27 protein-coding genes and 1 tRNA gene are annotated in these 25,631 nt (G+C 39.9%); 15 read left to right on the top strand and 13 right to left on the bottom strand.

From position 1 onward, the window contains the following. Nucleotides 1-182: 182 nt before the first annotated feature. Entirely contained in the window at nucleotides 183-2,141 is a 1,959-nt protein-coding gene (gene dnaG / locus FK178_RS09140; protein WP_146833865.1) for a DNA primase, read from the top strand. Here dnaG and FK178_RS09135 read toward each other — a convergent pair. Both FK178_RS09135 and nadE read right to left on the bottom strand, forming a co-directional pair. Then, entirely contained in the window at nucleotides 2,134-2,772 is a 639-nt protein-coding gene (locus FK178_RS09135; protein ID WP_146833862.1) for a response regulator transcription factor, read from the bottom strand. The genes dnaG and FK178_RS09135 overlap by 8 nt on opposite strands. 130 nt (nucleotides 2,773-2,902) lie before the next feature. Beyond that, nucleotides 2,903-3,694, bottom strand: coding sequence for an NAD(+) synthase (nadE, locus tag FK178_RS09130; RefSeq protein ID WP_146833859.1), 792 nt, complete (start codon nucleotides 3,692-3,694; stop codon nucleotides 2,903-2,905). 105 nt (nucleotides 3,695-3,799) lie between these two features. On the opposite strand from nadE, the gene gldB reads away from it, so the two are divergent. Together gldB and gldC are read left to right on the top strand one after the other, a co-directional pair. Then, nucleotides 3,800-4,759 carry a gliding motility lipoprotein GldB gene (gene gldB, locus FK178_RS09125; protein WP_146833856.1) on the top strand — a complete coding sequence of 320 codons (960 nt, stop codon included), beginning with the start codon at nucleotides 3,800-3,802 and terminating at the stop codon, nucleotides 4,757-4,759. After that, nucleotides 4,759-5,097, top strand: a complete 339-nt coding sequence (gldC, locus tag FK178_RS09120) for a gliding motility protein GldC (RefSeq protein ID WP_146833853.1) — start codon at nucleotides 4,759-4,761, stop codon at nucleotides 5,095-5,097. Before gldB ends, gldC begins: the two co-directional genes overlap by 1 nt. On the opposite strand, the gene FK178_RS09115 is transcribed toward gldC, so the two are convergent. Further along, nucleotides 5,098-5,631 carry a hypothetical protein gene (locus tag FK178_RS09115; RefSeq protein ID WP_146833851.1) on the bottom strand — a complete coding sequence of 178 codons (534 nt, stop codon included), beginning with the start codon at nucleotides 5,629-5,631 and terminating at the stop codon, nucleotides 5,098-5,100. 263 nt (nucleotides 5,632-5,894) lie between these two features. Beyond that, entirely contained in the window at nucleotides 5,895-7,754 is a 1,860-nt protein-coding gene (gene rho, locus FK178_RS09110; protein WP_146833849.1) for a transcription termination factor Rho, read from the bottom strand. A 198-nt stretch (nucleotides 7,755-7,952) separates the two neighbouring features. Here rho and FK178_RS09105 point away from each other — a divergent pair, with 198 nt between their 5' ends. Then, a complete protein-coding gene (locus FK178_RS09105) occupies nucleotides 7,953-8,363 on the top strand; it encodes a DUF4293 domain-containing protein (protein WP_146833846.1) in 411 nt (136 codons plus the stop codon). A 553-nt stretch (nucleotides 8,364-8,916) separates the two neighbouring features. Here the strand turns inward: FK178_RS09105 and FK178_RS09100 are convergent. Beyond that, entirely contained in the window at nucleotides 8,917-9,411 is a 495-nt protein-coding gene (locus FK178_RS09100; protein WP_146833843.1) for a metallophosphoesterase family protein, read from the bottom strand. 218 nt (nucleotides 9,412-9,629) lie between these two features. Here FK178_RS09100 and truA point away from each other — a divergent pair, with 218 nt between their 5' ends. Continuing rightward, complete coding sequence (gene truA, locus FK178_RS09095; protein ID WP_146833840.1) at nucleotides 9,630-10,376, top strand: tRNA pseudouridine(38-40) synthase TruA; 747 nt, start codon at nucleotides 9,630-9,632, stop codon at nucleotides 10,374-10,376. After that, nucleotides 10,377-12,149: an ABC transporter ATP-binding protein gene (locus FK178_RS09090; protein ID WP_146833837.1), complete on the top strand. Its 1,773-nt coding sequence runs from the start codon at nucleotides 10,377-10,379 to the stop codon at nucleotides 12,147-12,149. Nucleotides 12,150-12,236: 87 nt separating this feature from the next. On the opposite strand, the gene FK178_RS09085 is transcribed toward FK178_RS09090, so the two are convergent. Together FK178_RS09085 and folP are read right to left on the bottom strand one after the other, a co-directional pair. Beyond that, the gene (locus FK178_RS09085; RefSeq protein ID WP_146833834.1) at nucleotides 12,237-13,010 is read right to left on the bottom strand and encodes a diadenylate cyclase; all 774 of its coding nucleotides are present in this window, start codon (nucleotides 13,008-13,010) and stop codon (nucleotides 12,237-12,239) included. A 36-nt stretch (nucleotides 13,011-13,046) separates the two neighbouring features. Further along, nucleotides 13,047-13,871 (bottom strand): dihydropteroate synthase, encoded by an 825-nt coding sequence (folP, locus tag FK178_RS09080; RefSeq protein ID WP_146833831.1) that lies wholly within the window; start codon nucleotides 13,869-13,871, stop codon nucleotides 13,047-13,049. 97 nt (nucleotides 13,872-13,968) lie between these two features. Here folP and FK178_RS09075 point away from each other — a divergent pair, with 97 nt between their 5' ends. From FK178_RS09075 to FK178_RS09050, 6 genes are all read left to right on the top strand, one after another. After that, the gene (locus FK178_RS09075) at nucleotides 13,969-14,514 is read left to right on the top strand and encodes a DUF1599 domain-containing protein (protein WP_146833828.1); all 546 of its coding nucleotides are present in this window, start codon (nucleotides 13,969-13,971) and stop codon (nucleotides 14,512-14,514) included. A gap of 13 nt (nucleotides 14,515-14,527) precedes the next feature. Further along, entirely contained in the window at nucleotides 14,528-15,622 is a 1,095-nt protein-coding gene (locus tag FK178_RS09070) for a BT_3928 family protein (RefSeq protein ID WP_146833825.1), read from the top strand. A gap of 194 nt (nucleotides 15,623-15,816) precedes the next feature. Next, nucleotides 15,817-16,572, top strand: a complete 756-nt coding sequence (gene tpiA / locus FK178_RS09065) for a triose-phosphate isomerase (protein ID WP_146833822.1) — start codon at nucleotides 15,817-15,819, stop codon at nucleotides 16,570-16,572. Further along, nucleotides 16,572-17,405 carry a 50S ribosomal protein L11 methyltransferase gene (gene prmA, locus FK178_RS09060; RefSeq protein ID WP_146833819.1) on the top strand — a complete coding sequence of 278 codons (834 nt, stop codon included), beginning with the start codon at nucleotides 16,572-16,574 and terminating at the stop codon, nucleotides 17,403-17,405. The genes tpiA and prmA overlap by 1 nt, the downstream gene beginning before the upstream one ends. 102 nt (nucleotides 17,406-17,507) lie before the next feature. After that, the gene (locus FK178_RS09055; RefSeq protein ID WP_146833816.1) at nucleotides 17,508-17,786 is read left to right on the top strand and encodes an ATP-dependent Clp protease adaptor ClpS; all 279 of its coding nucleotides are present in this window, start codon (nucleotides 17,508-17,510) and stop codon (nucleotides 17,784-17,786) included. A 94-nt stretch (nucleotides 17,787-17,880) separates the two neighbouring features. Then, nucleotides 17,881-17,954: transfer RNA gene (locus FK178_RS09050), tRNA-Arg, on the top strand. A gap of 507 nt (nucleotides 17,955-18,461) precedes the next feature. Here the strand turns inward: FK178_RS09050 and FK178_RS09045 are convergent. Next, nucleotides 18,462-18,818 (bottom strand): hypothetical protein, encoded by a 357-nt coding sequence (locus tag FK178_RS09045; protein WP_146833813.1) that lies wholly within the window; start codon nucleotides 18,816-18,818, stop codon nucleotides 18,462-18,464. Between the two features lie 270 nt (nucleotides 18,819-19,088). Between FK178_RS09045 and FK178_RS09040 the strand changes: the two genes are divergently transcribed. Continuing rightward, nucleotides 19,089-19,589, top strand: coding sequence for a YqiA/YcfP family alpha/beta fold hydrolase (locus FK178_RS09040; RefSeq protein WP_146833810.1), 501 nt, complete (start codon nucleotides 19,089-19,091; stop codon nucleotides 19,587-19,589). 106 nt (nucleotides 19,590-19,695) lie between these two features. Here FK178_RS09040 and FK178_RS09035 read toward each other — a convergent pair whose 3' ends face one another. Both FK178_RS09035 and FK178_RS15480 read right to left on the bottom strand, forming a co-directional pair. After that, on the bottom strand, nucleotides 19,696-20,406 hold the full coding sequence (locus FK178_RS09035) for a flotillin family protein (protein ID WP_146833807.1): 711 nt from the start codon (nucleotides 20,404-20,406) through the stop codon (nucleotides 19,696-19,698). A 159-nt stretch (nucleotides 20,407-20,565) separates the two neighbouring features. After that, nucleotides 20,566-20,703 carry a hypothetical protein gene (locus FK178_RS15480; protein WP_168194580.1) on the bottom strand — a complete coding sequence of 46 codons (138 nt, stop codon included), beginning with the start codon at nucleotides 20,701-20,703 and terminating at the stop codon, nucleotides 20,566-20,568. A gap of 260 nt (nucleotides 20,704-20,963) precedes the next feature. On the opposite strand from FK178_RS15480, the gene FK178_RS09030 reads away from it, so the two are divergent. Then, a complete protein-coding gene (locus tag FK178_RS09030) occupies nucleotides 20,964-21,629 on the top strand; it encodes a helix-turn-helix transcriptional regulator (protein ID WP_146833804.1) in 666 nt (221 codons plus the stop codon). A gap of 89 nt (nucleotides 21,630-21,718) precedes the next feature. Here FK178_RS09030 and FK178_RS09025 read toward each other — a convergent pair whose 3' ends face one another. The 3 genes from FK178_RS09025 to FK178_RS09015 are packed head-to-tail and all read right to left on the bottom strand — an operon-like array spanning nucleotide 21,719 to nucleotide 24,045. Then, nucleotides 21,719-23,008: an outer membrane beta-barrel protein gene (locus FK178_RS09025; protein ID WP_146833801.1), complete on the bottom strand. Its 1,290-nt coding sequence runs from the start codon at nucleotides 23,006-23,008 to the stop codon at nucleotides 21,719-21,721. Continuing rightward, a complete protein-coding gene (locus FK178_RS09020; protein ID WP_146833798.1) occupies nucleotides 23,005-23,547 on the bottom strand; it encodes an RNA polymerase sigma factor in 543 nt (180 codons plus the stop codon). Before FK178_RS09020 ends, FK178_RS09025 begins: the two co-directional genes overlap by 4 nt. Before the next feature lie 39 nt (nucleotides 23,548-23,586). Next, entirely contained in the window at nucleotides 23,587-24,045 is a 459-nt protein-coding gene (locus FK178_RS09015) for a membrane lipoprotein lipid attachment site-containing protein (protein WP_146833795.1), read from the bottom strand. 155 nt (nucleotides 24,046-24,200) lie between these two features. Here FK178_RS09015 and FK178_RS09010 point away from each other — a divergent pair, with 155 nt between their 5' ends. After that, nucleotides 24,201-25,601, top strand: coding sequence for an alanine/glycine:cation symporter family protein (locus FK178_RS09010; RefSeq protein WP_146833792.1), 1,401 nt, complete (start codon nucleotides 24,201-24,203; stop codon nucleotides 25,599-25,601). Nucleotides 25,602-25,631 lie beyond the last annotated feature (30 nt).

Below are 25,631 nucleotides of genomic sequence, written 5' to 3'. Positions count from 1 at the left end.
TAATGTTTTAATCCTTTGGGTTTTAACAGGGCAAATTGAAAGTGTGGCTTGCATTTTGATGTATTTCTAATAACATTCTGCTAAGATGTTTAAGAGAGGATAGTTTTCATTTTAAATGAAAATTGTTCTCTTTTTTTTATGCTTACATTTGAATTATAATTTTACATTATTTCCTTTTTACATTGATCTCAAAGAACACGATAGACCAGGTATTTGAAACCGCCCGCGTAGAGGAGGTTTTGGGCGATTTTGTTCAGCTTAAAAAATCGGGCAGCAATTACAAGGGTTTAAGCCCGTTTACCGATGAACGTAGCCCCAGTTTTATGGTTTCACCGGTAAAGCAAATATGGAAAGATTTTTCCAGCGGGAAAGGGGGGAATGTGGTTGCCTTTTTAATGGAACATGAGCATTTCACTTATCCGGAAGCCATTAAATACCTGGCAAAAAAGTATAATATCGAGATCGAGGAAACGGAACAGTCCAGCGAACAAAAACAGCAGGAGGATGAGCGGGAAAGTATGTACCTGGTTTCAGAATTTGCGAGCAAATACTTTCAGAATACACTTTTAAAAACCGAGCAGGGCAAAGCAATTGGGTTAAGTTATTTCCGGGAACGGGGATTTACAGATGAGACCATCAAAAAATTCCAGTTGGGATATTGCCTGGACGAGTGGGATGCTTTCACCAGTGAAGCTTTGCGGAAAGGATATAAACTGGAATTCCTTGAGAAAACCGGGCTTTCCATAGTTAAAGGTGAGAAGCAATTTGACAGATTTAAAGGGCGCGTGATGTTCCCCATTCATTCCATGTCCGGCAGGGTTTTAGGTTTTGGAGGGAGAATACTCACCAATGATAAAAAAGCCGCAAAATATTTAAATTCCCCCGAGAGCGAGATCTACCATAAAAGCAAGGTTTTATACGGGATCTTTTATGCAAAGCAGGCTATAGCCAAAGAAGATAATTGCTATTTGGTTGAAGGATATACAGATGTGATCCAAATGCACCAGAGCGGGATAGAAAATGTGGTTTCATCTTCAGGAACCGCCCTAACCTCTGAACAAATAAGGTTAATAAGCCGGCTTACCAAGAACATAACCGTTCTTTTTGACGGGGATGCCGCCGGGATGAGGGCATCTATTCGCGGGATAGACCTTATCCTGGAGCAGGGAATGAATGTAAAAGTTTGTGTTTTTCCCGATGGCGAGGATCCTGATAGTTTTGCAAGAAAAAATTCCCAGGCAGACCTGCAGGAATATCTGCTGGAAAATGCCAAGGATTTTATTGAATTCAAAGCTTCCCTGTTATTTGAGGACGCTAAAAATGATCCCGTAAAAAGGGCCAACCTTATTCAGGATATGGTTTCCAGTATTTCCAAAATACCCAACCAGATCCAGCAGGAAGTTTATATACAGGAATGTTCCAGGATCATGGATATTTCAGAAAATGTATTGTTTTCCACCCTTTCCCAAATCCTTGCCCGCGAGGGGAAAACCTCCGGGGTACAGCCTAAAAAGGCACCTGCAATGGAGGTAGTGCGGAGCCCCGAAGCTGTTAAGACCAAAGTAGATGAACTTTTTGAACTTGAGCGCAAGATCATAAGTTTATTGATGTTATACGGAACGGCGGAGGAGGAATTTGAAGATATGGTGCTTAAAGAGAATGATAAGGGGGAACTTGTAATGGAACCGGAAATTCAAAAAGCAAAAGTCTTTGAGAAAATATTTCTGGATCTCCAGGAAGATGAAGTTGCTTTTACCAATGAAAGATTTCGGGAGTTGTACTCCCGCATAATTTCTTTGCTAAATGAAGAGGGGGAGGTTAATATAGAGAAATTTATAAATGGCCTGGACCCTGAGCTATCTTCCGAAGTTACCACATTGTTAATGGAAGAGGAGCAATACAGGCTTCACGAGTGGGAGCGAATGAATATTATGGTGAAAACCAAAGAAACCACTATTGCCAGGTTGGTAGGGGAAACCATTCTTGCCCTTCGCCGTTTTCTAATTAGTCAGAAAATTGATGATCTGTCCAGGAAGATAAAAGAATCTTCCGAAGAGGATACTAAAGAGAGTATGGAAGATATTATGGATTATTTGTCCCTAAAAAAAGTGCTTTCAAATAAACTCAACAGGGTTATGTAGTTCTAAGCTGCAGGAGTCTTGTCTGGTGAATAAGATCGGCAAGATTATCCACTTTAAGTTTTTGCAGCAATCTTGTTTTATACGTACTTACCGTTTTCTCATTGATGCTCAATGCATCTGCAATGTCTTTGTTTCTTTTCCCGCTGGCAAGCATATTTAAAACTTCGGCTTCACGTGTTGAAAGACGTTTGAACTTGGAGATAAGACTATTGCCCTGTGAGAAACCTGAATTTATCTTTTCTGTGATCTCCTTATTGAGATAGATACCCCCGCGTGCCACCTGTTGTATCGCCTTTTGAAGGTGGTCTGTAGAAACAGTTTTGGAAAGGTAACCGGATGCTCCGGCCTTTATGGCGCTTAAAGCATACATTTCTTCCGGCTGGCACGTAAATACGAGCATCTTGGTGCCGGGAAACTGGGTTTTAATAGTGCGAAGGGCTGTAATCCCGTTAATTTCAGGAAGGTCAATTTCCATTACCAAAACATCCGGGATCTTATTCTTTAAAAATTTGAAAAGATCGTTACCGCTGGTAACACTTCCTATAACTTCCAGGTCCTGGTTATCACTAAGTAATGCGGTGATCCCTGCTCTTGTAATTGGATGGTGGTCTGCAATTAAAATTGAACTCATAGAACTTTATTAGCACTAAAAATTACAGGAGTAGGGTTCGTAATTTAGTCGGTTAGATAATTTGAATATCTAAATTTAGCTGATAAAATTTCTATTTCTATTCAATTGAGCTGGATAATCGATAAAGGGTTTAATTTCTTAGATGAACGGGTATTTCACAAACCGGAATTGGTTTCATTTTATGTTGATTTGCAGAATTTAAACGTTTATATATTTTCAAAACTTCAAGTTGGCGACCCGAGAATTGAAGTGGATCCATTTCTTTTTCAAAAATTTTCATGGCCCATTCCAGCTCATCATAGCTCGCGCCTATTTGCTCCTCGTCGCTTGGGCTGTGAGAAAAAAGGCCATCTGTAGGTGCGGCTTCCAGAATATCGTTGTTTATTTTTAAAAATGCGGCGATCTCATAAACCTCACTTTTTAAAAGATCGGCTATTGGGCTAAGGTCAACGCCCCCATCTCCATACTTGGTGAAAAATCCTACACCAAAATCCTCAATTTTATTTCCTGTTCCAGCCACAAGGTACCCATGTAATCCTGCAAAATAATACAAGGTTGTCATCCGCAACCGGGCCCGGGTATTGGCCAGGGCGAGCTGCAGTGTGGAACTTTCCTCTGCCAGGGGCAGCGTACTTTTAAATTGTTCAAATACCGGGCTAAGTTCTACAAGTATGTTGGTTACATTTGCGAATTGCTCTTTAAGTGCTGTAATATGATCCTGCCCACGGGAAACCTGGTTTTGGGGTTGATGAATGGGCATTTCAACACAAAGGGTTCGCAGGCCGGTTCTGGCACAAAGGGCAGAAACTACAGCTGAGTCAACCCCGCCGCTTATACCCAGTACAAAACCGTTTACACCGGCATTGGTAGCATACTCTTTTAACCAGTCAACAATGTGATTTACCACCTTTTCGGTCTGCATATTTTATGTGTTTAAGTTTGTAAGTAATACCTTTGCAAACAAATTTAACATGAATCAATAATTATTAAAAGTAGCCGGCGTTAAAGCCTTCACAATATATTTTCAATGATAAGAAATATTATTTTCATTTTTTTCGCGGCATTGCTGGTTTCCTGTAATAATAAATCGAAATTGGAAAAGGAGATAGAGCAAATTCCTGTAGAATTTGAGCTTATACGCTTTGATCAAAAATTCGCATCGGTTACTCCTGAAACCCTTCCCGCGCTTAAGGCTGAATATCCCTTTCTTTTTCCGCAGAGATTTCATGACAGCATTTGGGTACAACGTATCAATGATACCATACAACACGAATTAAATCGCGAAGTAGAAAAGGAATTTCCCGATTTTTCTTCGGAAGAGGATCAATTACAAAGTCTTTTTCAGCATTTAAAATACTATTTTCCATCTTTTGAGGCTCCCACTGTAATTACTGTTACATCTGAAGTAGATTATAAGAACAAGGTGTTGTTGGCAGATGATTATTTATTTATATCGCTGGACACCTACCTGGGTAAAAACCACGAATTTTACCTGGGAATACAAACTTATTTGAAGAAAAATTTTGAACGAAACCAAATCCTGCCTGACGTTGCGGCAGAATATGCTAAAAAATACATCCCCCAACCGGAGTCAAAGACCTTTCTGGCCCATATGCTGTATTATGGAAAAATCTTATATTTAAAGGATATCCTGTTGCCGCAAACCCCCGATGCGGTAAAAATTGGATATACCGCAGAGGAGTATACCTGGGCGGTGGAAAATGAAGAACAGATCTGGAAGTATTTTGTTGAGCGCCAGGTTTTGTTCAATTCGGACACCGAATTATACTCAAGATTCCTTTATCCTGCCCCTTTTTCAAAGTTCTACCTGGAACTTGACAATGAATCTCCCGCTATGCTGGGGCAATATATAGGCTGGGAAATTATACGGCAATACATGAGCCGGGAAAAAGTGAGCATACGGGAAATGCTTGTTACAGACGCAGAAACAATATTTAATAAGGCAAATTATAAACCGAGAAAATAATGGGAGAATTTAAGAAATCTGAGATCAATATTGAAGTCTTGCTGGATGAGAATCGCGTTCCTGAAGCTCTATTCTGGAGTGCAGAAGATGGAGACGTGTACCGCGAGGAGGCAAAGGCAATGTTGCTTTCAATGTGGGACAGCAAAGCAAATGAAACCCTACGCATAGACCTTTGGACAAAGGATATGCCGGTAGATGAGATGAAAAAATTCTTTCATCAAACCCTTGTAGCCATGAGCGATACTTTTAACCGCGCTACACAGGATGAGAAAATGACTGCAACCATGAAAGATTTCTGCGACTATTTTGCAGAGAAAATGGAACTTATAAAGGAATAATTATTCTTCCGGAGAAAAGAACAGGTCCCAGTTTTCGGGTTTTAAATGCTGTTCAAATTCTCCGGCAGAATACTCCCCGTTCCTAACCAATGCCTGTCCATTGGGCTTTATTAACCCCATGGAACCACATAGGGTCTGGGTTTTAAAAAAGTTATTTCTAAGGAAATTGTTCTTGTCTAAATAGAAGTATTCTTCCGGGGAACCTGGTGAATTCAATAAGGATATTCCGTCTTCAAAAAAATTAAGGATCACTAAGTTTTCATTTCGCTTTTCTATTTCCTCCTTCCGTGGCGTTAAAAAATTCTTTCTGAATTTGATCTGTGTGTTGTTCCACTCATTAGTTAAAAATTCGCTGCAAAGGTCATTAAGGAAAGTGAACTGGAGAAGGAAAATAGTATTTTCAGGAAATGTTTTTCCTGTAATTTCTTCAATTTTGTCTGCAAACAGGGGGTAAGTTACAAAGTGCCTAAAATAAAGAGGTTTTTGAAGCCTTGCGACCCTCCCACTATCTTGAGTGCCATAGTCCCACCTCACAAGTCCGTTTTTTTTATTTCTCCATCTTTCCTGAAAAGCGTTGGATGAAATTTTTTTCTATGCTTTCATCCAGATAGATTTTCGGACTTTTTTTTGTCCATTCGCTAACCAAGGACTTTTTTGAGGAACAGGAAAAAAATATAAAACTTATTAGTAGAAAAGATAAAAACCTCATAGGATTAAGGGAATGGTTAAAAAATAAATATATAAAAAAAACCGGCCATCAAAGGAAAGCCGGTTTCTATAAACTTATTTAAGATTACCTATCCGTTCATTGAGATAAGGAACTCTTCGTTGTTTTTAGTTTGTTTGAACCTCTCGTTGATGAACTCCATTGCTTCAACCGGGTTCATATCTGAAAGATATTTTCTCATTACCCACATACGTTGTAAGGTATTTTCATCCAGTAACAAGTCATCACGACGGGTGCTTGATGAGGTAAGGTCAATGGCAGGGAATATTCTGCGGTTGGCGATCTTTCTGTCCAGTTGCAGTTCCATGTTACCTGTACCCTTGAATTCTTCAAAGATTACTTCGTCCATTTTAGAACCGGTATCTGTAAGAGCTGTAGCGATTATGGAAAGGGATCCTCCATTCTCAATATTTCTGGCAGCTCCAAAGAAACGTTTTGGTTTGTGTAATGCATTGGCATCTACACCCCCGCTCAATACCTTACCACTGGCAGGTTGAACAGTGTTGTAAGCACGTGCAAGACGGGTAATAGAATCAAGAAGGATCACAACGTCGTGACCGCATTCTACCATTCTCTTTGCCTTTTCAAGAACTATGTTAGCCACCTTCACGTGCTCGTGAGCTTCGCGGTCGAAGGTAGAAGCTACCACTTCTCCTTTTACATGGCGTTGCATATCTGTAACCTCTTCAGGTCTTTCGTCTATTAAAAGAATGATCTGGTACACCTCAGGATGGTTTGCAGCAATTGCATTTGCAATATCCTTAAGCAACATTGTTTTTCCCGTTTTTGGCTGGGAAACTATCATCCCTCTCTGGCCTTTTCCAATAGGGGAGAAAAGGTCCATTATTCTTGTAGAAATAGTAGATTGTCTTTCGGCAATGTTGAATTTCTCTTTTGGGAAAAGGGGAGTAAGGTGTTCAAATGAGATCCGGTCTCTCACCACCTGGGGGTCAAGGCCATTGATCTTAACAATTTTAATAAGGGGAAAATATTTTTCTCCTTCTTTTGGCGGACGTATTTGTCCCAAAACAGTATCTCCGGTTTTTAGACCGAATAAACGTATTTGCGATTGTGAAACGTAAATATCATCTGGAGATGAAAGGTAATTATAATCTGAAGATCTAAGGAAACCATAGTTATCCTGCATGATATCCAGCACTCCTTCACTTTCTATAATAGCATCAAATTCATAATCGGGTTCCCTGTAACGGTTCCGGTTATCGCGATTCCCGTTATTTTTTCCTGCATTGTTAGGATCGGGTTTGTTGGAGCGGGGTTCCTTACGGGCTTCCCGGGGATTTTTTTGATTATCTCTGGAATCTTTGTTTGAATTACCGCTGTCTCTGCTATCCCGGTTAGAATTCCCATTATCCCTGCTTTCTCTATTGGAATTACCATTATCTCTGTTATCTCGGTTAGAGTTGCCGGTATCTCTGGAAGAATTTCCTGAATCTCCTCTGGATGAATTTCCGGTATCTCTTGAAGCAGAACCTGAAGTCTCCTCCTTTTTAGCCGAATTACCCTGCTCATCTTTTCTGGGATGTGCGGGTTTGTTGGTTGGCCTTTGGTGTTGGGAGGAGGGATTTTCTTTGGAGCGGTTGTCGGTATTTTTTTGAGGTTGCTCCTGTTTTTGAGCTGAAGGAGTTTTGGATGGAGCAGGACGAGGTGAGGTTTGGGTCCTGTCATTCTTTCTGTCTCCGCCAATTTTACCGGAATCCGGTTTTCCTGAAGTGGGGTTGTCTACAGGCTTTGTAGTAGTTTCTTCCTTTAATACCTCTTTCACTTTCTCGGGATTGGCTGCCTGATGATCTAAGATCTGATAGACCAGGTCGCCCTTTTTCTGCGTGCGGTATTTGGGGACATTTAAGGATTTAGCAATGTCCTGAAGCTCAGGAAGCTTCTTCGCTTTTAATTCTGAAATCTCAAACATGAATAATTTATAAGAATAAAATTGTTGATTGTTTTGTTGTATACTTCTCGAGGAAGAATCGAAAAAATTTGGAGTACTAAGTAACCTAATATTGAATTGGTTACGAATTCTTACTGCAATAATACAACTTTATTTTAAATCATTGAGCACACATTTTAAAAAGAAACACTTATTTTTGCGGGCAAATGTGCCATTATTATGCTGCAACGTATTCAAACAATTTATTTATTTATTGCCGCACTTTTAAGCGGAGTTTTAATATTTTTTGTTTCTTTGTGGAGCAATGAAACCGGGGAACCGGTGTATGTGGATGAGGTCTTAATTGCCCTTGGTATGTTCCTGGGATCGGCATTGATTTCGCTGATCACAATTTTTTTATTCAAAAACAGAAAGCTTCAGTTTGTTCTGGGGCGCATCAATATATTATTGAACTTTTTTTTGCTGGGAGTTTTTGTGTATTGGTCACTAATTGTACCTGGAGAGATGCAAATCTCTGAGAAAGGTATTGGGATGTTTGTTCCTGTTCTTTCTATCGTTTTTTTAGTTTTGGCCAATAAGGCCATAAAAAAGGATGAAGATCTCGTAAAATCTGTAGACCGGTTGCGTTAACCCTTATTATCTTAGTGTTATTAGTGCGAGGAAAACCCGAAGTGAAAGCTTCGGGTTTTTTTATGGATGGAAATAGAATTGAGTAGTGAGTATTGAGAATTGAGTAGTGAGTAGTGAGTAGTGAGTATTTAATTTTTAGACCGTAGACACTGGAAAGCAGACGGCAGACTTTGGGCTCCTATCTGTAAAGAGTCGGGGATAACTCCTAACTTATCCACCCTCCCGACCAAGAAAATTTCCCGCAAATCACGCAGATATTCCCGCCAATCACGCAGAAATAGAATTGAGAATTGAGTATAGAGTAGGGGGAATTGTATTCTGTATATTGTATAATGTAATTGACACAGAACTTTTAACCCCTCCCTATTATGTTTCCCACCATAATAAACACTGCTATCCGAACAAATCCTACCTGTAGGATTGGGCAAGTTTGTATTTTTCAACTTACAACTTACAACTTACAACTTACAACTTACAACCTTCAACCTTCAACCTTCAACGAAAAGGGATAACCCATAACTCCTAACTCTTAACTCCTAACTCCTAACTCTCATCATTTATCCCCTAACTCAATAACCTCAAGATCGCTTATTTCTTTTCCTGTAATTTTAAACCGCAACATGGTTCTCTTTTTGTGAAAACCATAAATTCCTGCTGCGCCGGGATTCATATGCAGCAATTGTAAATTTTTATCATTCATCACTTTTAAAATGTGAGAATGCCCGCAAATAAATAATTTGGGCGGATTGGTTTTAATTTCCTCTCTTATTACAGGCGAATATTTTCCCGGGTAGCCTCCTATATGCGTGATCCATACATCAACTTCTTCGCAAAAAAAACGTTGGTTCAGGGGGAATTCTTTGCGAATTTCGTGGCCGTCTATATTGCCGTAAACGGCTCTAAGCGGCTTCATTTCCTGAATTTTATCTGTAACCGAAATATCACCTACATCGCCGGCATGCCATACTTCATCGGCTTCTGCCACATAATGCAGGATCCTTTCATCAATATGGCTATGGGTATCGCTTAGTAATAGTATTTTTTTCATTTAAGTAAAAATCCGGGGTGTATTGAAATTCAAAACTCAAAAATGTCAAATAAAAGTACCACTCAAAAACCAGTTTTGTTCAAACCCTCTCCATTATCAAAAACATCATATCATCAAACTTTCAAATAATCATATAATCAAACCATCCTATAATCATATCATCATATTCCTGTATCTTTGCAGGCAATCTTATAATCACGTAAAAGTATCAATTTAGCTTGAGATATTTTATTGAACTGGCGTATAACGGCAAGTGTTATCACGGTTGGCAATATCAACCCGCAGCGGTTTCGGTTCAGGAAACTCTGGAAAAAAGCCTGTTTACCATCCTGCAACAGGAAACTCCTGTGGTAGGAGCGGGAAGAACAGATACCGGCGTACATGCCTCTCAATATTTCGCCCATTTTGATAGTGTTGAGATTAAAGACGGTAAAAGTTTTTTATATAAGCTGAACAGTGTTTTACCCGCAGATATTTCGGTAAAGGATTTATTTGAGGTACACCCTGAGGCTCATGCGAGATTTGATGCAGTAAGCCGGAGTTATAAATATTATATCATTCAGCATAAAGATCCATTTCTGGCAGAAAGGGCCCATTTTGTAAAAAATGAATTGGATTTGGAAAGAATGAACCGTGCTGCAGCGACTTTGAAGGATTATACCGATTTTAAGTGTTTTTCGAAATCAAAGACCGATGTAAAAACCTATAATTGCAGCATAATGCATGCCCAATGGAAAAAGGAACAGGAAATGTGGGTATTTCATATCACGGCTGACAGGTTCTTGCGCAATATGGTAAGAGCTATTGTAGGAACTTTGCTTGAAATAGGACTGCATAAACTGGACGTTGAAGATTTGCACAGGATCCTGGAAAGCAGGGACAGGCAACAGGCGGGGACATCTGTTCCGGCAAAAGCTTTATTTTTAACAGGAATAGATTATCCTGCAACAATTGTAAAAAATTAAATGGCTACAGGTAAAGGAACAGGAAATGCATTTGATTTTAATCTTTTTAAAAGATTAATAAAGTATACCAATCCATATAAATGGACTTTCTATTTTGTGGCGCTGGCTGCAATCCTGTTATCCTTTTTTGCGGTGTTAAGGCCGTATTTGTTACAATTAACCATAGATAATTCCATCCTTCCGCAGGATAGCGAAAACCTCGTGTTTTATATAAGCTTAATGGTTGGGGCTCTCTTTCTGGAGGTAATATTTCAATTTCTATTTATTTATTTTGCCAACTGGCTGGGGCAGGAAGTTATTCGTGATCTAAGGGTAAACCTCTTCAAACATATGCTGCAGTTCAAAATGAAATATTTTGACAAGTCGGCAGTGGGAAGGTTGGTTACAAGGGCGGTAAGCGATATTGAAACAATCGCCAGTATTTTTAGTGAGGGTTTGTTCGTAATTGCAAGTGACCTTTTAAAAATGCTCGTAATTCTCATTTTTATGTTCTACAACAGCTGGGAGCTAACCTTGCTGGTTCTCACTGTTATGCCGTTCATTTTATATGCCACCCGGGTTTTTCAGAAGAAAATGAAGATCGCGTTTGAGGATGTTAGAAATCAGGTTGCCAACCTCAATACATTTGTACAGGAGCGAATAACGGGAATGAAGATAGTTCAGCTTTTTACCCGGGAAAAAGTGGAATATGAGAATTTTAAGGAAATAAACCACAAGCACAAAAAAGGCTGGATAAAAACGGTTTGGTATAACTCCATTTTCTTTCCAATTGCCGAGATGTCCTCTGCTATTACCGTTGGTTTAATAGTGTGGTATGGTGGTTTAAGAGTGGTAGATAATGACGCGTTAAGCCTGGGGATCATCATTATGTTCATTGAACTGGCGCAAACCCTATTCAGGCCGCTGCGGCAGATTGCCGATAAATTCAATACCCTGCAAATGGGAATGGTCGCAGCCAACAGGGTTTTTGCGATCCTGGATACCGAAGCCTCAATCCCCGATACCGGAAAGGTTGAAATTGATCATTTAAAGGGGGAAATAGAATTTGAGGAGGTGCGCTTTGGATATGAGGAGGATGAAGAGGTTCTTAAAGGTGTTTCCTTTAAGGCACACCCAGGAGAAACAATTGCAATAGTAGGAGCGACCGGAGCGGGTAAAACAACCGTCATCAATTTGCTCAACCGTTTTTACGAGATCAACAGTGGAAGGATTTTGGTAGATGGAACAGACATAACCCAGGTCACCCTGAGATCCCTGCGAAAAGAGATTGCCGTTGTTTTACAGAACGTATTCCTTTTTGCTGATACCATTTTAAACAATATTACCCTTTATAATCCCAATGTATCTGAAGAAGATGTTGTTAGGGCAGCTAAAGAAATTGGGGTTCATGAATTTATTATTTCTCTTCCCAACGGCTATCATTATAATGTGAAAGAGCGTGGGGTTATGCTTTCCTCTGGCCAACGGCAGCTTATTTCCTTTTTAAGGGCTTATGTGAGTAATCCAAGTATCCTGGTGCTGGACGAAGCTACATCTTCCATAGATTCTTATAGCGAACAACTTATTCAGGAAGCAACGGACAAGATCACCAGGGACCGTACGTCAATAGTAATTGCTCACAGGCTTGCTACCATTAAGAAAGCAGATAAGATCCTTGTCATGGATGCCGGAAAGATCGTTGAAATGGGAACCCATAAGCAGTTATTGAAGGTAGAGAACGGCTATTACAAGAATCTTTATGAAGTACAGTTCATGGCCGAGGAATCTCTGTAAACATAGCTACTTTCATTCTTTATTGCACTCTAACTCAATTTAAACCTTTGGTGACGAATTTCAATGCCCGAGGAAGATTTTCAAAGATCAGGTAAGGTCGTCCTTAAGCCTGGAGACCAGTTCTTCGGGATCGTCGAATATGATGAATTCTCCGTCCTTAAGGTAGGATATCTGCCCAGTTTCCTCGCTTACCACGAGCGCAAGGGCATCGGTTTTTTCGGTTATTCCAACCGCCGCCCGGTGCCTAAGTCCAAACCTAAGAGGTATTGAGCGGTCATTGCTCACCGGTAAAATTACGCGCGTAGCGGTTATCTTATTATCTTCCACCACCATTGCCCCATCATGAAGGGGTCCGCTTTTATGAAAAATAGATTCTATAATTGGTTGATTGATCTCGATATTCATCACATCGCCCGTATTTTTAACAAAATCCAAATTGGTGCTTTTTTGAATTATGATCAGGGCCCCGGTAAAGTTACGGCCCATAGATTCACAGGCTTTAATAATTGCATTTAAATTGGTGCTTATTTGAGTGTCATCCTTGACGAATTTAAGCTGCCTGAAAAATTTTTGCCGCTGCGTAAAATTGGTAGAACCTATCATAAGCAGGAACTTCCTTATTTCCTGCTGAAAAACCACAATTAGCGCAAACATTCCCACCCCAATGAATTCTCCCAAAACGCTGCTAAGCAGTTCCATTTGGAGCAATTGTGTAAGTTTACCTATTAAATAAACTATTACTATCCCTACAAAAATGTTTACCGCAACAGTACCTTTAACAAGTTTGTACATGTAGAATAGCAGGATTGCTACAAATACAATATCTACAATATCAAGAATGCGAAGGTTTAAAAAATCCAAATTATAAGGCTTTGTGTAAATGTAGAAAATATTAGGTTAGTTTTTAAGGGCTTCTGTTAATTTGACAGCTTCCATAGCCTCCTTTACATCATGTACCCGCAGGATAGAGGCTCCTTTGCTTAGGGCAATGGTATTTAGAACAGTAGTGCCGTTCAGGGCTTCTTCAGGACTGCAACCTAAGGTTTTATAAATGGTAGATTTCCTTGAAAGCCCGGCCAATACAGGAAGTCCCAATTCCCTGAAAAATTCCATTTTTGCTAATTGTTCAAAATTCTGTGCTATATTCTTAGAAAAACCAAAGCCTGGGTCTATTATAAGATCGTTGATTCCCAGCGAGCGGGCAGCTTTGATCTTTTCAGAAAAATAAAACATGATTTCCTGCAGCATGTTTTCATACTTATTAAGTCCGCTCATAGTTTGTGGGGTTCCCCGCATATGCATCATTATATAAGGTACCTGGTATTTTGCCACCACTTTCATCATATTTTCATCCAGATTCCCTGCCGCAATATCATTTACCATCGCCGCACCTGCAAGAATGCTTTCTTCGGCTACCCGGCTTCTGAAAGAATCGACAGAGATAAGGGCTTCGGGAAAATTATTATGCAATAGTTCTACGGCGGGGACCACCCTTGCCAATTCGTCGTCAACACTTATATCCGCGGCTCCGGGACGGGTGCTATAGCCTCCCAGGTCCAGAAATGTTGCCCCGTCATTCAGCATATTTTCTGCTTTGGAAAGAAAGTGATTATTTGTGGTGTTCCTGCTTTCAGCAAAAAAAGAATCGGGTGTAATATTCAGGATCCCCATTACTTTGGGAGTAGAGAGATCTATTAGATTTCCTTTACAGTTAATGGTCATGGTAAGATTTCTGATTTGTGGTATGAAATTCAGCTAAAAAATTAACTTTGACTATCTTAATAATTTGCCCGAAATTTACGCAAATTCAACTGTTTTTATGAAGGATACGTCTAAACAATATGATGCGGTTATCACTGTATGCCGGGAACTGTTTATAAATAAAATGAAGGATTACGGCAGTGCCTGGCGAATTTTAAGGTTGCCATCACTTACAGACCAGATCTTTATAAAAGCACAACGCATACGCGGATTACAGGAAAATGAGGTGCAGAAAATAGCCGAGGATGAAAAACCTGAATTTATAGGCATTATCAATTATTCGGTTATGGCTTTGATCCAGTTGGATCTTGGTATTGCTGCCCAACCCGACCTCAATCCTGAGAGTGCCCTGGAGCATTACGACAGGAAAATTGCTGAAACCCGTGCCTTAATGCAGGATAAGAACCACGATTATGGAGAGGCCTGGAGAGATATGCGTGTGAGTTCCCTTACAGATCTTATTCTTCAAAAACTGTTGCGCGTTAAGCAAATTGAAGATAATAAAGGAAAAACTTTGGTGAGTGAGGGCATTGACGCCAACTACCAGGACATGATAAATTATGCAGTTTTCGCCTTGATCCTTATGGAGGAAAAGGAAATTTAAAACAACTCGAAAAATGAAAACACTTGTAGGGGTTACCAGGATATTCGTGGGAATTTTGTTTATGATCTCGGGATTTATAAAACTTAACGATCCTCTTGGTTTTTCATACAAGTTGCAGGAATATTTTAGTGAACAAGTGCTTAACATGGAATTTCTAATTCCATTTGCCCTTGTAATAGCTATCATCCTGGTGATTTTTGAACTTGTGCTGGGCATCATGCTCATTATTGGATACCTTCCAAAATTCACGATGTGGAGCCTGTTGGTAATGATCCTGTTCTTTACATTTCTTACTTTTTACTCCGCCTATTTTAATAAGGTAACAGATTGTGGCTGTTTTGGCGATGCCCTTCCCTTAACGCCCTGGCAGTCCTTTTATAAAGATGTGGTGTTGCTGGTTTTAATACTGTTCCTCTTTTTTAACCGGAAACTGTTGCATCCCATTCTGGCCCCGGCCTCGCACCGCTGGATAATCTTTTTATCTTTTATGCTCTGTTTCCTTTTTGCATACCATGTGTTGATGCATTTGCCGGTTATAGATTTTAGGGCGTACAAGATTGGCAATAATATCCGGGAGAAAATGCAGCTTCCCGCAAATGCCCGAAAAGCCGAATATGAATACACCTGGAAATTCAAGAGCGGGGAAGAGGAAGTGATCATTAAGAACAATGGCGCCTTCCCGCAGGTGGAGGGGAAATATATTGGGGTTGAAACCAAATTGGTACAAGAGGGAGATAAACCGGCTATTTATGATTTTCTTATTGAGAAGCAGGGAGAAAATGTGACCGATGAAGTTTTAAATGCGGAGAAGCTGTTGCTTATTGTAGCATACAGTCTTCGTAATACAGAGGAAGAAGGTTTTGAGGCAATCAAAAAAATGAGTGAGGAAGCGGTGGCAAAGGGATATAAGGTAATAGCCCTTACCTCTTCTGGAGATGAAGCTGCTCAAAATTTTATCAATAAACACAGCCTGAATTTTGAATTTTACCGGGCAGATGAAACCCTGCTTAAAACCATTGTGCGTGCCAATCCCGGAATACTTACGTTGGAAGGAGGTACCATAACACAAAAGGTACATTGGTTTGATGCGCAAGATATAAAGCTTTAAAAGGAATTATTGGCTTTAAGGCCGGGGATTGTTAATCCTTAGGTTTAATTTTGCCCTAATGCCTATATTTGCCACCGGGATTTTTGTTGAAAATTTTTCGGCAGAAGTTCACCCAAAATAAAACCCATATTTAATAGTTTAATACTTACCTGAAATAAGGTAAATTAAATTTTTCGATCTAAAAACCATCTGTTATGAGAAAAAATATAGTCGCCGGAAACTGGAAAATGAACAATGACCTTGCAGAAACATCAGAGCTGTTAACCCACTTAAAAATGCAATTGGTAAAAGAACCAACAGCAGAGGTGTATATAGCCCCGGCTTTTACCTGTTTATCACATGCCTTCCAGACCTTAAAAGAAACGCCCATAAAGGTAGCTGCCCAAAATATGCATTTTGAGAAAAAAGGTGCTTTTACGGGAGAGGTTTCGGCACAAATGCTTCAAAGTGTAGGGGTATCAACGGTAATTCTGGGCCATAGTGAACGCAGGGCCCAGTTTAATGAAACCAATGAGATCCTGGCAAAGAAAGTGTCTGCAGCCATTGAGGCAGATATGGAGGTTATTTTTTGTTTTGGAGAAGAATTAAAGGAACGTAAGGCCGGGGAACATTTTGATGTGGTAAAGCGGCAGTTGGAAGAGGGTATTTTTCACCTTTCAAAGGAAAGCTGGAAAAAAGTGATCCTGGCTTATGAACCGGTTTGGGCGATAGGTACGGGAGAAACAGCTTCGCCGGACCAGGCACAGGAAGTTCACGCATTTGTGCGGGAAACGATTGCAGGAAAGTATGATGAAGCTACCGCCAATGAGGTTTCAATCCTGTATGGCGGAAGTGTAAAAGCAGATAATGCCAGGGAGATCTTTGGAAAAGAGGATGTAGATGGAGGGCTCATAGGAGGTGCCAGCCTTAACGCCATAGATTTTCTCGCAATTGTAAATTCCTTTGAGTAATGCCTAAAAATTATTTAGCTTTTAAATTTACAATAGAGCCACTACAGCCGGCTTCAGAAATACTTATTGCAGAACTGGGGTATGCGGGATTTGATAGTTTTATTGAAAATGAAGATGGGGTAACCGCTTATATTCCTACAGAAGAATTTGATGAAGAGGTCTTCGCGGGAATTCATGCCTTGCAGTCAGATGAATTTAAGATTAGTTATACCTCCGCCGAAATTGAAAAGGTTAACTGGAATATTGAATGGGAGAAAAATTTCAATCCTATTGTGGTAGATGAATTATGCTCGGTAAGGGCTCCATTTCATGAAAAACCGGATACCCAATATGATATTGTAATAGAACCTAAAATGTCCTTTGGCACAGGTCACCACGCTACCACTCATATGATGCTGCAATTCATTTTGAAAAATGATTGGGAAGGCAAAACCGTACTGGATATGGGATGTGGAACAGGTGTTCTGGCCATTTTGGCCGAAATGAAAGGGGCGGGGAAATTGGATGCTATAGATATTGATAACTGGTGTTATTTAAATACGCTGGAAAATGTGGAAAGGAATAATTGCAGCCGGATATCCGTCTTCGAAGGAGGCGCCGATTTGCTGAAGGGCCGTAGTTATGACAGGATCATAGCCAATATAAACCGTAATATTCTGTTAGAGGATATGGTTTTTTATGCTGAAAGTCTTAATAAGGGAGGGAAATTGTTTTTAAGCGGTTTTTATACCGAAGATATTAAGGCCATAGAAGAGGAGTGTAATAAATACGGTTTGCGGCTGGAAGATCAACTGGCACGGGAAAATTGGGCAGCCCTGGTTTTTAATAAATAGATATTTGGGTCAACCTTAACACGAATGCTGCAAAGGAAGCTACTATAAAAAATCAAATTTTATATCTTTGTAACTGAGTTTCAATATAATAATAACTTGAAGATGAGCACGAAGGAAGAAGTATTGGAAGAGGTTAAAACCCAAACCAAAAAACAAAAGAACTACGAAATAGTGTTATATAATGATGATGTGAATACATTTGATCACGTTATCGAGACCCTTATTATCGCATGTGAACATACGGCAGAGCAGGCAGAGCAATGTGCTATTCTTGTGCATTACAAGGGGCAGTGTACGGTTAAAACGGGAGCCTATACCGAATTAAAACCCCGTTGTTCAAAATTACTGGACGCCGGTTTAAGTGCCGAGATCCTTGGCTAACAATTACCGGGATGAAAAAACTGAATTATTGCGAAAAAACAGTTTCATTAATTTCCTCCTTTTAAAATAAAACTTATATTTGCACCCGCAAAAAGGCCTCGTGGCGCAACTGAATAGCGCACTTGATTACGGCTCAAGAGGTTCCAGGTTTGAATCCTGGCGAGGTCACGAATGAATGAAAAGTCTGCAGCGAAAGCTGCAGGCTTTTTTAATTGAAAAAATCCCTCAAGCGTAGCTTGAAAGGGATTTTTTCAATTAAAAAAGGCAGGAACCGCAGGTTGCTGTGACTTTTTGATTCTCACCACGGAGCTTTCTCAGCAAAGACAGAGTCAATCCTGAAAGGGATTTTTTCAATTAAAAAAGGCAGGAACCGCAGGTTCCTGTGACTTTTGATTCTCACCACGGAGCTTTCTCAGGAAAGACGGAGTCAATCCTGAAGAGATTTTTTCAATTAAAAAAGGCAGGAACCGCAGGGTCCTGTGACTTTTGATTCTCAACACGGAGCTTTCTCAGGAAAGACGGAGTCAATCCTGAAGGGATTTTTTCAATTAAAAAAGGCAGGAACCGCAGGTTCCTGTGACTTTTGATTCTCACCACGGAGCTTTCTCAGGAAAGACGGAGTCAATCCTGAAGGGATTTTTTCAATTAAAAAGGTATATAAATTGTGAAGTGTGACTAAAAGGTCACCAGAATAACTAGAATAAGCAACAAAAAGAGCACAAATGCTGTTTCTATGAATTTGTTCTTTGTATTAAACCCAATTTTTGGTGAATTAAGGAAGTAATCCTCAGTGCGTTTCATCTTGATATATTCAAATGCACCAATTCTTTTCGCATATAATCCCTTATCTGTAATTAGATAATTTCCATTGGGAAGCTTTTCCACAAGGCCAAATTCCTCCAGTTCCATTAAGGTTGCCTCCCTAAAAGAATCCTGTGGTATTAGATTTTCCCTGCCATCTTTCATATATTTCAAGGCAAGGTCTATTTCTTTCACCCCCGGAGTTTGTATATGATAACTCTCAGTTTCCATTTAAAAAAGTTTTAAAGGAGAAAAGTACCTGATTTGTAGGAAATAATACGTTAATGTGATTTTAATTTTATCGACAAAAGGTTAAAAAACACGTTAAAATGACTTGTCGGATTAATATCAGGGTGGTTTCCAATAAATTTGGACCTGCGTGATGTAAATTTATAACTGCATTTTCCCGGTAATTCTGAGGGTTAATGATAACAAGTCCTCATACATTACGTTTTTTACCTGAGCCCCTGGATGGGACAGTGAATTTTAAAAATCAGATCCATGAATATAGTATACATACACGGCTTAGATAGTAAACTAAGCAATGATAAAAAGGAAATCCTTCAAAAATTCGGGAATGTAATTGCCCCGGAGGTAGATTATTATTCCAATGCCAATGCAATTGAGAGTCTTATCGAGAAGTTGAAAAATGAGGAAGTACAGGTAATCATTGGCAGTAGTATGGGAGGTTTTGCCGCGTATTATATTTCTACAGCTTTGCAAAAACCGGCACTTTTATTCAATCCCGCCCTTAAAAACAGGTCGGTTGAACAAATAATTCCTTCTGTTCCCATAAGTGCTCCCTGTTTCAAACAATTCGTTCTGGGTAATCTGGATGATGTAGTGAATCCCGGAGACACCCTTGCTTTTATTTCCAAAACCTTCAATGAGTTCACAGAATTCCAAATACATCTTCGTCGTGGTCTTACCCATAATATCCCACTGGATGTGTTAGAAGAGGAGGTGAGTTCATTTTTAAATAATGCAGGATTGGATTATTAATGGGTAAAAAGGCCCTTAGGGTGTCAAATTTAAAAATAGGGAGAAAAAGAAAAGGGATCTGCAAATTATTAGCAAATCCCTGCTCCTTCTGTTTTAAAAAATACTTCTAGTTTCTGCCGGATTTTCCTTTATTGTTTTTTGCTCTTCCCGGGTTATTTTTAAAGGCATTTTCATTTGCGTTCATTCTTTTCATCTGCATGCCTTTGGCATTGTTGTATGATCTTCCTGGACGCTTATTGAGGTCGCGTTCCCTTTGTGAATACCATACAGATTCGGCTTTGGCTCTTTCTTTATAAAGTTTTTCCTCAGCTTTGGTCATTTTCCTATTCCTTTTCAAAAGGTCACGCTCATATCGTGCAATTTCTTTATTCTTTGTCCGGTACCATTCGGCTTCGGCTTTGGATCGTTCGCGGTAATAATCATTTTCGGCAAGAGATCTTTCCCTGCTCCATTTTCCCTCGTCCTTTCTTATTTTCCTTTCCCGTTCAGCCGCTTCTTTAGCTCTTTCTTTATGCCATTGGGCTTCAGCTTTAGCGCGTTCTCTGTAAAGCTTATTTTCAGCTTTTACAAAATCCCTGTCACTGGCATTGGCGGCTTTCAAATATTCCCGCTCCCGGGCGGCAGCCTCTTTTTCACGTTCCCGGTGCCATTGGGCTTCGGCTCTTGCCATTTCCCTGTACTCCTTTGCTTCTGCAAGCGCAGCTTTCTTTTGTTCTTTATTTTGGGCATTCCCGGCATTTTGTTGGGCCAATACCGGGCTTCCAAGACTGAATGCTACTAATGCAATTCCGGTTAAAACTCCTTTTAATATTTTCATAACTTTGGTTTTTATATTAAATAGTTAGTGAACTAAGCCAATTCATGGCTGGTCCTAATTTAACTATGCAAGTTATGTGCCGTTTAAAAATCCGGTAAGTTTGTGCCGGACGTTGGAAGCTTTAAAACCTCTGCTGGCGCTTGTGTTTCAATGGAAAAATTACCCTTCTTCTTTCTGCGTTCTCTGGGTTTCAAGTTCGCATTTAATGAATTTTTCCTGTTTCCGGTTACTTCTAATGAGCCTTAATAAACCTATAAGTGCCAGGAATAAAAGAAGAAGGAATATAAAATTTATCATCTTGGGGCAGATTTGGAAGGTAAATGTAATGTGGGAGACAATTATATCCTTACGGGAAACCGTAAAACAGCCGGGATTTTGTGTTAATTTTTTCCACCTTTCTTTTAAGCTGTTTTTCCACTACCAACACCTGATAAAAACCGAAAGCTTTGCCCAAATGTGGAAAACCGTAATTTCCTTTTAAACCGAAGTATTACTTTTGGTCAAGAGCGAGGGAAAAGTAATTACTATAAATTACAAATTCCGAAATAACTGGTAGTATGTTTAAAAAGGTTTTGGTTGCCGATGATATAGACAGCATAAATCATGCTGTGGCTAGTGTTTTGAAGGAATTCAATGTGCAGCAGGTGGAATATGCCCAATATTGTGATAATGCCTATTTAAAAGCCAAACGAGCCCAGATGGACGGGGAGGCATTTGATCTTCTTATTTGTGATCTTTCATTTAAAAGTGATCACAGGGAGGAGAAGATAACTTCAGGAAAGGATCTTATCGCCATTTTGAAAAAGGAAAACCCTCAACTTAAAGTAATCGTGAATTCTATAGAGGACCAGCCTCATACTGTAAAAACCCTTTGGGATTCAGGAAATATTGATGCTTATGTGTGCAAAGACAGGCAGGGGATGAAAGAATTAAAAGAAGCGATTGTAAATATTTATGCCGGGAAGACTTATAACTCCCCGCGTATTGAACGAAGCCTGAAACAGGAAAATTTAATCCTGTTGAGTGATTTTGAGATCAAACTTCTCACCTATATCTCCCAGGGCCTCACCCAGGATGAGATTCAGGAAAAGTTTAAACAATTGAAAATCTCTCCAGGCAGTAAAAGTGCTATTGAAAAAAGCCTCAAGGAAATGAGGGATGAGTTTGGTGCGAAAACCACACCTCACTTAATAGGGATCGTAAAAGATCTTAAATTAATTTAAGAAGAAATACCGGTTCTTGTTCTACAGATTGGGTAGGGCCTCTCTGGTGAATTGAGGCCGGTATTTTATTTTTCACCAGAAATGCGGGATTAGAATTTAAAGCTAAATCCCGAGTAGAGGCCTAAATAATAAGGATTAACTCCGGCAGTATTGTTGAAGGTGTTAAGCTGATACTTGAAAACAGGTTCAAGGTTCCATAACAATCTTGAAGACAGTGAATAGTTTACCCCAAGGCCAATATTAGCACTGTAACTTATAGAGTTCAGGTTTTGAGCCTGGCCAAGATCTGTTGAGAATTCGGGAGAATTTAAGGAAACCATATTATTATCCAGGAAGAGAGTACTTCCCCCGGCAATTATATTCAATCCTAATTTTTTATCTGAAAGCGCTAATTCAAATTCCAACGGGATTTCTATGAAACCCATTCTTTGATTGAGATTTCCGGCCATTGGGGCCGCAATGGAAAGTGCCATGCCGGCGCTGTTATCCAGAGTTCCTGAACCTCCAAGTGCCACCGCGTTTAAGGCCGAGGAATAATTTATATCCCTTGTATTGTAGCTAAGGTCCACTTTATTTACCCCGGAACGTATCTTTATTTTATCGGTAAGTTGATATGCTAGCTGCACACCATATGCCATAGACACCTCACCGCTGCTTTTATTATTTTCAAAACCGTTATCTATAAAATTACCGCTGCCCATATTATCAAGATACACCGCCCCGGCAGTGGGAGTAATACTCAACCTTTTTAACATTTTAGGATTTTTAACCGTCTCATCCTCCGGTTGATCGATCTCATTTTGTACGGTTGCCAGGTTTCCCGTTTTAATTTCCTCTTCAATGATTTGTTGTAGGTGTTGCTGCTCTTGCATTTCCTCCTGAAAAGCAACATTGTTATGTTCAAAAAAGGTATATGTACTTGTAGGGGTCAATGAGAATTCAGGTGCCTCCTCTAATTCCTTGAAATAGGCGTCCCCCGATTTTGAATTGACGGCAGGTTTGTTTTCTGAAGGTACCTTGGAACCTGAATTGTTGTTATTTTTAATTATAAGGCTTTCCAGCAGCTTTGAAGTGCCAGATATTTGGTTATTGCTAAAGTCAGATGGTAAAAGGTCCTTTTTAATTTCTGCGGAAGGATCTGCTTCCCACACAATTTGAACATCGGGATTACCCGAAGTAGTAAAAACATCATTTCCTATAAAGAACAATAAAGCAAGAGCGGCGGCAACTCCCCCTACTTTATACCAAAGTGGGAATGCCCTCTTTTTTGTTTCTTTCTGCGGAAGCCGGGAGGATATATTTTTCCATACATCGTCCGGCGGAGGGGTTTCTACCCCTTTCAGCTTCCGGTTATACAGTTGATCAATATTCTCTTTCATAATAATCGCGTCTTGCGGGAATTTTGGTAGGTTTCTATCCTTTCCTTTAGTTTTGCCCTTGCCCGGGCCAGATTTGATTTTGATGTTCCTTCAGAGATATTGAGCATTACAGCTATCTCCTTATGGGTATATCCCTCCATAGAATGAAGGTTAAATACGTGGCGATACCTGTCCGGTAACTCCTGTATTATTTCAATTAAGAAATCCCCTGAAACTATCTCGTCGTCTACTTCAATCTCCGGTTCATTGGGCACTTCCTCAATGAGGGTTAGAAATACACCGGGTTTGGCCGCTTTCTTAAGGGCAGTATTTATGGTAATACGGGTGATCCATCCCTCAAAAGTTCCTTTTCCCGAGTATTGGGAGATATTTTCAAAGATCTTTAAAAAGCTGTCCTGCAGGTTGTCTTTGGCCTCTTCATAGCTGCCGGAGTATTTAAGACACAGGGTAAACAGCTTTCCCGAGTATTCCCGGTAAAGCCATTCCTGGGCCTTTATATCCTGTTGGGTACATCTATGTATGAGTTTTTCTAAACTCACCTTGCAGTAATTTGCTTCATATAACTAGCTTATATATTCCTACTCGCCTGGATTAGGTTCGCCGGGTCCAACTACGGGAACTTCAATAATTGTAAATTCATTTTCAAGATCGTTGTCTAATCCTGTCCAAAGATAAAAGGTATAGGGATCTTCCTCATCAATGCCTATTGCAAATTTTGCAGTTTTCTCAAGATCCTCACTTTGCCTGTTGCAGGTTACCACATTTTGATCATAAGTGGCAACTCCTGCTACATAAATATCCCGGCGCCCCGGGCCTTCTGCATTTCCTCTTTTTACTTCCAATCCCGCGGCCGTATGGCAGGCAGTGGGAAGAAGGTAGGTCACCTTTATTTCATAAGTTTTGCCTTGTTCAAAAAATTCAGGCAATTCAATTTCTGTCACTTCAGCAAAGTCGGCAGCAATGCGTGGCCCGTCATTTTCAATAGAACAACTGCTAAGGATTAAAGAGGCTGTTAAAAATAATACTAATTTTTTCATTGGTGTTTGTTCAGATTTAATTTTAAAATGGTTTCTACCTATATGACCGAAAATCTCCGGATGGTTGCGTGAAATATTATTTTTTTTGAAGAGTACTTGATCTGACGGGCTTTTTTAATATTTGTGAAATACCCTCCAAATGCTATATTTGCTTTATGGCCACACTAGACAATTTCATTGCCCAATTTGCATCTTTCGTTTGGGGAATCCCCTTAATTATTTTACTCATAGGCGGCGGATTCTACCTTCTTGTAATTTCAAAATTTCTTCCTTTCCGGTTCCTAATTCACGCTGTGCAGGTTTTAAGAGGGAAATATGATAACCCCGATGATCCGGGTGAAATAAGCCATTTTCAGGCACTGGCAACCGCCCTTGCAGCCACCGTGGGAATGGGAAATATTGCAGGAGTGGCTGTGGCAATAGCCATTGGTGGCCCCGGTGCGATCTTTTGGATGTGGATAAGCGCTGTTATTGGAATGGCAACAAAATTCTTCACCTGCACCCTGGCGGTTATGTACCGGGGTAAAGATAGTGAAGGCCAACTGCAGGGAGGCCCCATGTATTTTATTGTGGAAGGTCTTGGGAAAAAATGGAAAGCGCTCGCTGTTTTCTTTAGTATTGCAGGCCTTGTTGGAGCCCTTCCTGTTTTTAATGTTAACCAGTTGACCCAGGCAATTAATTATATCGTGCTGGCACCAAACGGCGTGCCTTTAGGTTTTGGAACAGATCTTATCATTGGCTTGATCCTGGTAGGATTAACCTCGGTTGTTATTTTTGGCGGATTGGACAGGATAAGTAAAACTGTGGGAAAATTGGTTCCCACTATGGTTTTGTTATATTTTGTTTCCGTGATTATAATCCTGGCGGTAAATATCGAACAGGTCCCTCATTATTTTTCACTCATTTTTACCGATGCTTTTCAAGCCAATAATTTTAAGGGAGATTCCTTCCTGGGAGGAATGCTTGGCGGACTTATAATTCTTGGAATAAGAAGGGGAGCATTTTCCAATGAAGCTGGAATTGGTACATCTCCAATGGCCCACGGTGCGGCAAAAACAAATGAACCGGTACGCGAAGGCCTTGTAGCAATGCTTGGGCCTGCCATAGATACCCTCATAGTTTGTACCCTAACTGCACTGGCTATTCTGGTTACAGGAGTGTGGCAGTCTACAGAGGAAAGTGGGGTAAGTCTTACGGCAGCCGCCTTTGACCAGGCTATCCCGTTTTTCGGGCATTATTTATTAATGTTGTGTATAGCCATATTCAGTATATCATCCCTGTTCTCATATTCTTATTATGGAACCAAGTGTTTATCCTTTCTAATAGGGGCCGATAAAAAACATTATTATAATTATTTCTATATCCTTAGTATATTGATTGGTGCCACTACCTCGCTGAGTATGATGATAAACCTTATTGACGGATTTTTTGCCCTTATGGCAATACCAACAATGATCTCAACACTTATCCTTGCACCAAGGGTACTCAAAGAGGCTAAAAGTTATTTTGCCAGAATGAAGGCTAAAAATACGGTCAGATTAAAAGTAGAAGATTAGTAGACACATCCAAAAATAAAAATACAAACA

The sequence above is a fragment of the Antarcticibacterium arcticum genome (assembly GCF_007993795.1).
Lineage (GTDB): Bacteria > Bacteroidota > Bacteroidia > Flavobacteriales > Flavobacteriaceae > Gillisia > Gillisia arctica.
Note: the sequence above shows the minus strand (reverse complement) of the source record. Positions and strands in the feature narration are given on the sequence as shown.

Coding starts and splice junctions, on each gene's coding strand:
- FK178_RS09135 (WP_146833862.1), bottom strand. CDS start 2,772: ATGAGTTCAATTTTAATTGCAGACCACCATCCAATTACAAGAGCAGGG.
- nadE (WP_146833859.1), bottom strand. CDS start 3,694: ATGCAGACCGAAAAGGTGGTAAATCACATTGTTGACTGGTTAAAAGAG.
- gldB (WP_146833856.1), top strand. CDS start 3,800: ATGATAAGAAATATTATTTTCATTTTTTTCGCGGCATTGCTGGTTTCC.
- gldC (WP_146833853.1), top strand. CDS start 4,759: ATGGGAGAATTTAAGAAATCTGAGATCAATATTGAAGTCTTGCTGGAT.
- rho (WP_146833849.1), bottom strand. CDS start 7,754: ATGTTTGAGATTTCAGAATTAAAAGCGAAGAAGCTTCCTGAGCTTCAG.
- FK178_RS09105 (WP_146833846.1), top strand. CDS start 7,953: ATGCTGCAACGTATTCAAACAATTTATTTATTTATTGCCGCACTTTTA.
- FK178_RS09100 (WP_146833843.1), bottom strand. CDS start 9,411: ATGAAAAAAATACTATTACTAAGCGATACCCATAGCCATATTGATGAA.
- FK178_RS09090 (WP_146833837.1), top strand. CDS start 10,377: ATGGCTACAGGTAAAGGAACAGGAAATGCATTTGATTTTAATCTTTTT.
- folP (WP_146833831.1), bottom strand. CDS start 13,871: ATGACCATTAACTGTAAAGGAAATCTAATAGATCTCTCTACTCCCAAA.
- FK178_RS09075 (WP_146833828.1), top strand. CDS start 13,969: ATGAAGGATACGTCTAAACAATATGATGCGGTTATCACTGTATGCCGG.
- FK178_RS09070 (WP_146833825.1), top strand. CDS start 14,528: ATGAAAACACTTGTAGGGGTTACCAGGATATTCGTGGGAATTTTGTTT.
- tpiA (WP_146833822.1), top strand. CDS start 15,817: ATGAGAAAAAATATAGTCGCCGGAAACTGGAAAATGAACAATGACCTT.
- prmA (WP_146833819.1), top strand. CDS start 16,572: ATGCCTAAAAATTATTTAGCTTTTAAATTTACAATAGAGCCACTACAG.
- FK178_RS09055 (WP_146833816.1), top strand. CDS start 17,508: ATGAGCACGAAGGAAGAAGTATTGGAAGAGGTTAAAACCCAAACCAAA.
- FK178_RS09045 (WP_146833813.1), bottom strand. CDS start 18,818: ATGGAAACTGAGAGTTATCATATACAAACTCCGGGGGTGAAAGAAATA.
- FK178_RS09040 (WP_146833810.1), top strand. CDS start 19,089: ATGAATATAGTATACATACACGGCTTAGATAGTAAACTAAGCAATGAT.
- FK178_RS09035 (WP_146833807.1), bottom strand. CDS start 20,406: ATGAAAATATTAAAAGGAGTTTTAACCGGAATTGCATTAGTAGCATTC.
- FK178_RS15480 (WP_168194580.1), bottom strand. CDS start 20,703: ATGATAAATTTTATATTCCTTCTTCTTTTATTCCTGGCACTTATAGGT.
- FK178_RS09030 (WP_146833804.1), top strand. CDS start 20,964: ATGTTTAAAAAGGTTTTGGTTGCCGATGATATAGACAGCATAAATCAT.
- FK178_RS09025 (WP_146833801.1), bottom strand. CDS start 23,008: ATGAAAGAGAATATTGATCAACTGTATAACCGGAAGCTGAAAGGGGTA.
- FK178_RS09015 (WP_146833795.1), bottom strand. CDS start 24,045: ATGAAAAAATTAGTATTATTTTTAACAGCCTCTTTAATCCTTAGCAGT.
- FK178_RS09010 (WP_146833792.1), top strand. CDS start 24,201: ATGGCCACACTAGACAATTTCATTGCCCAATTTGCATCTTTCGTTTGG.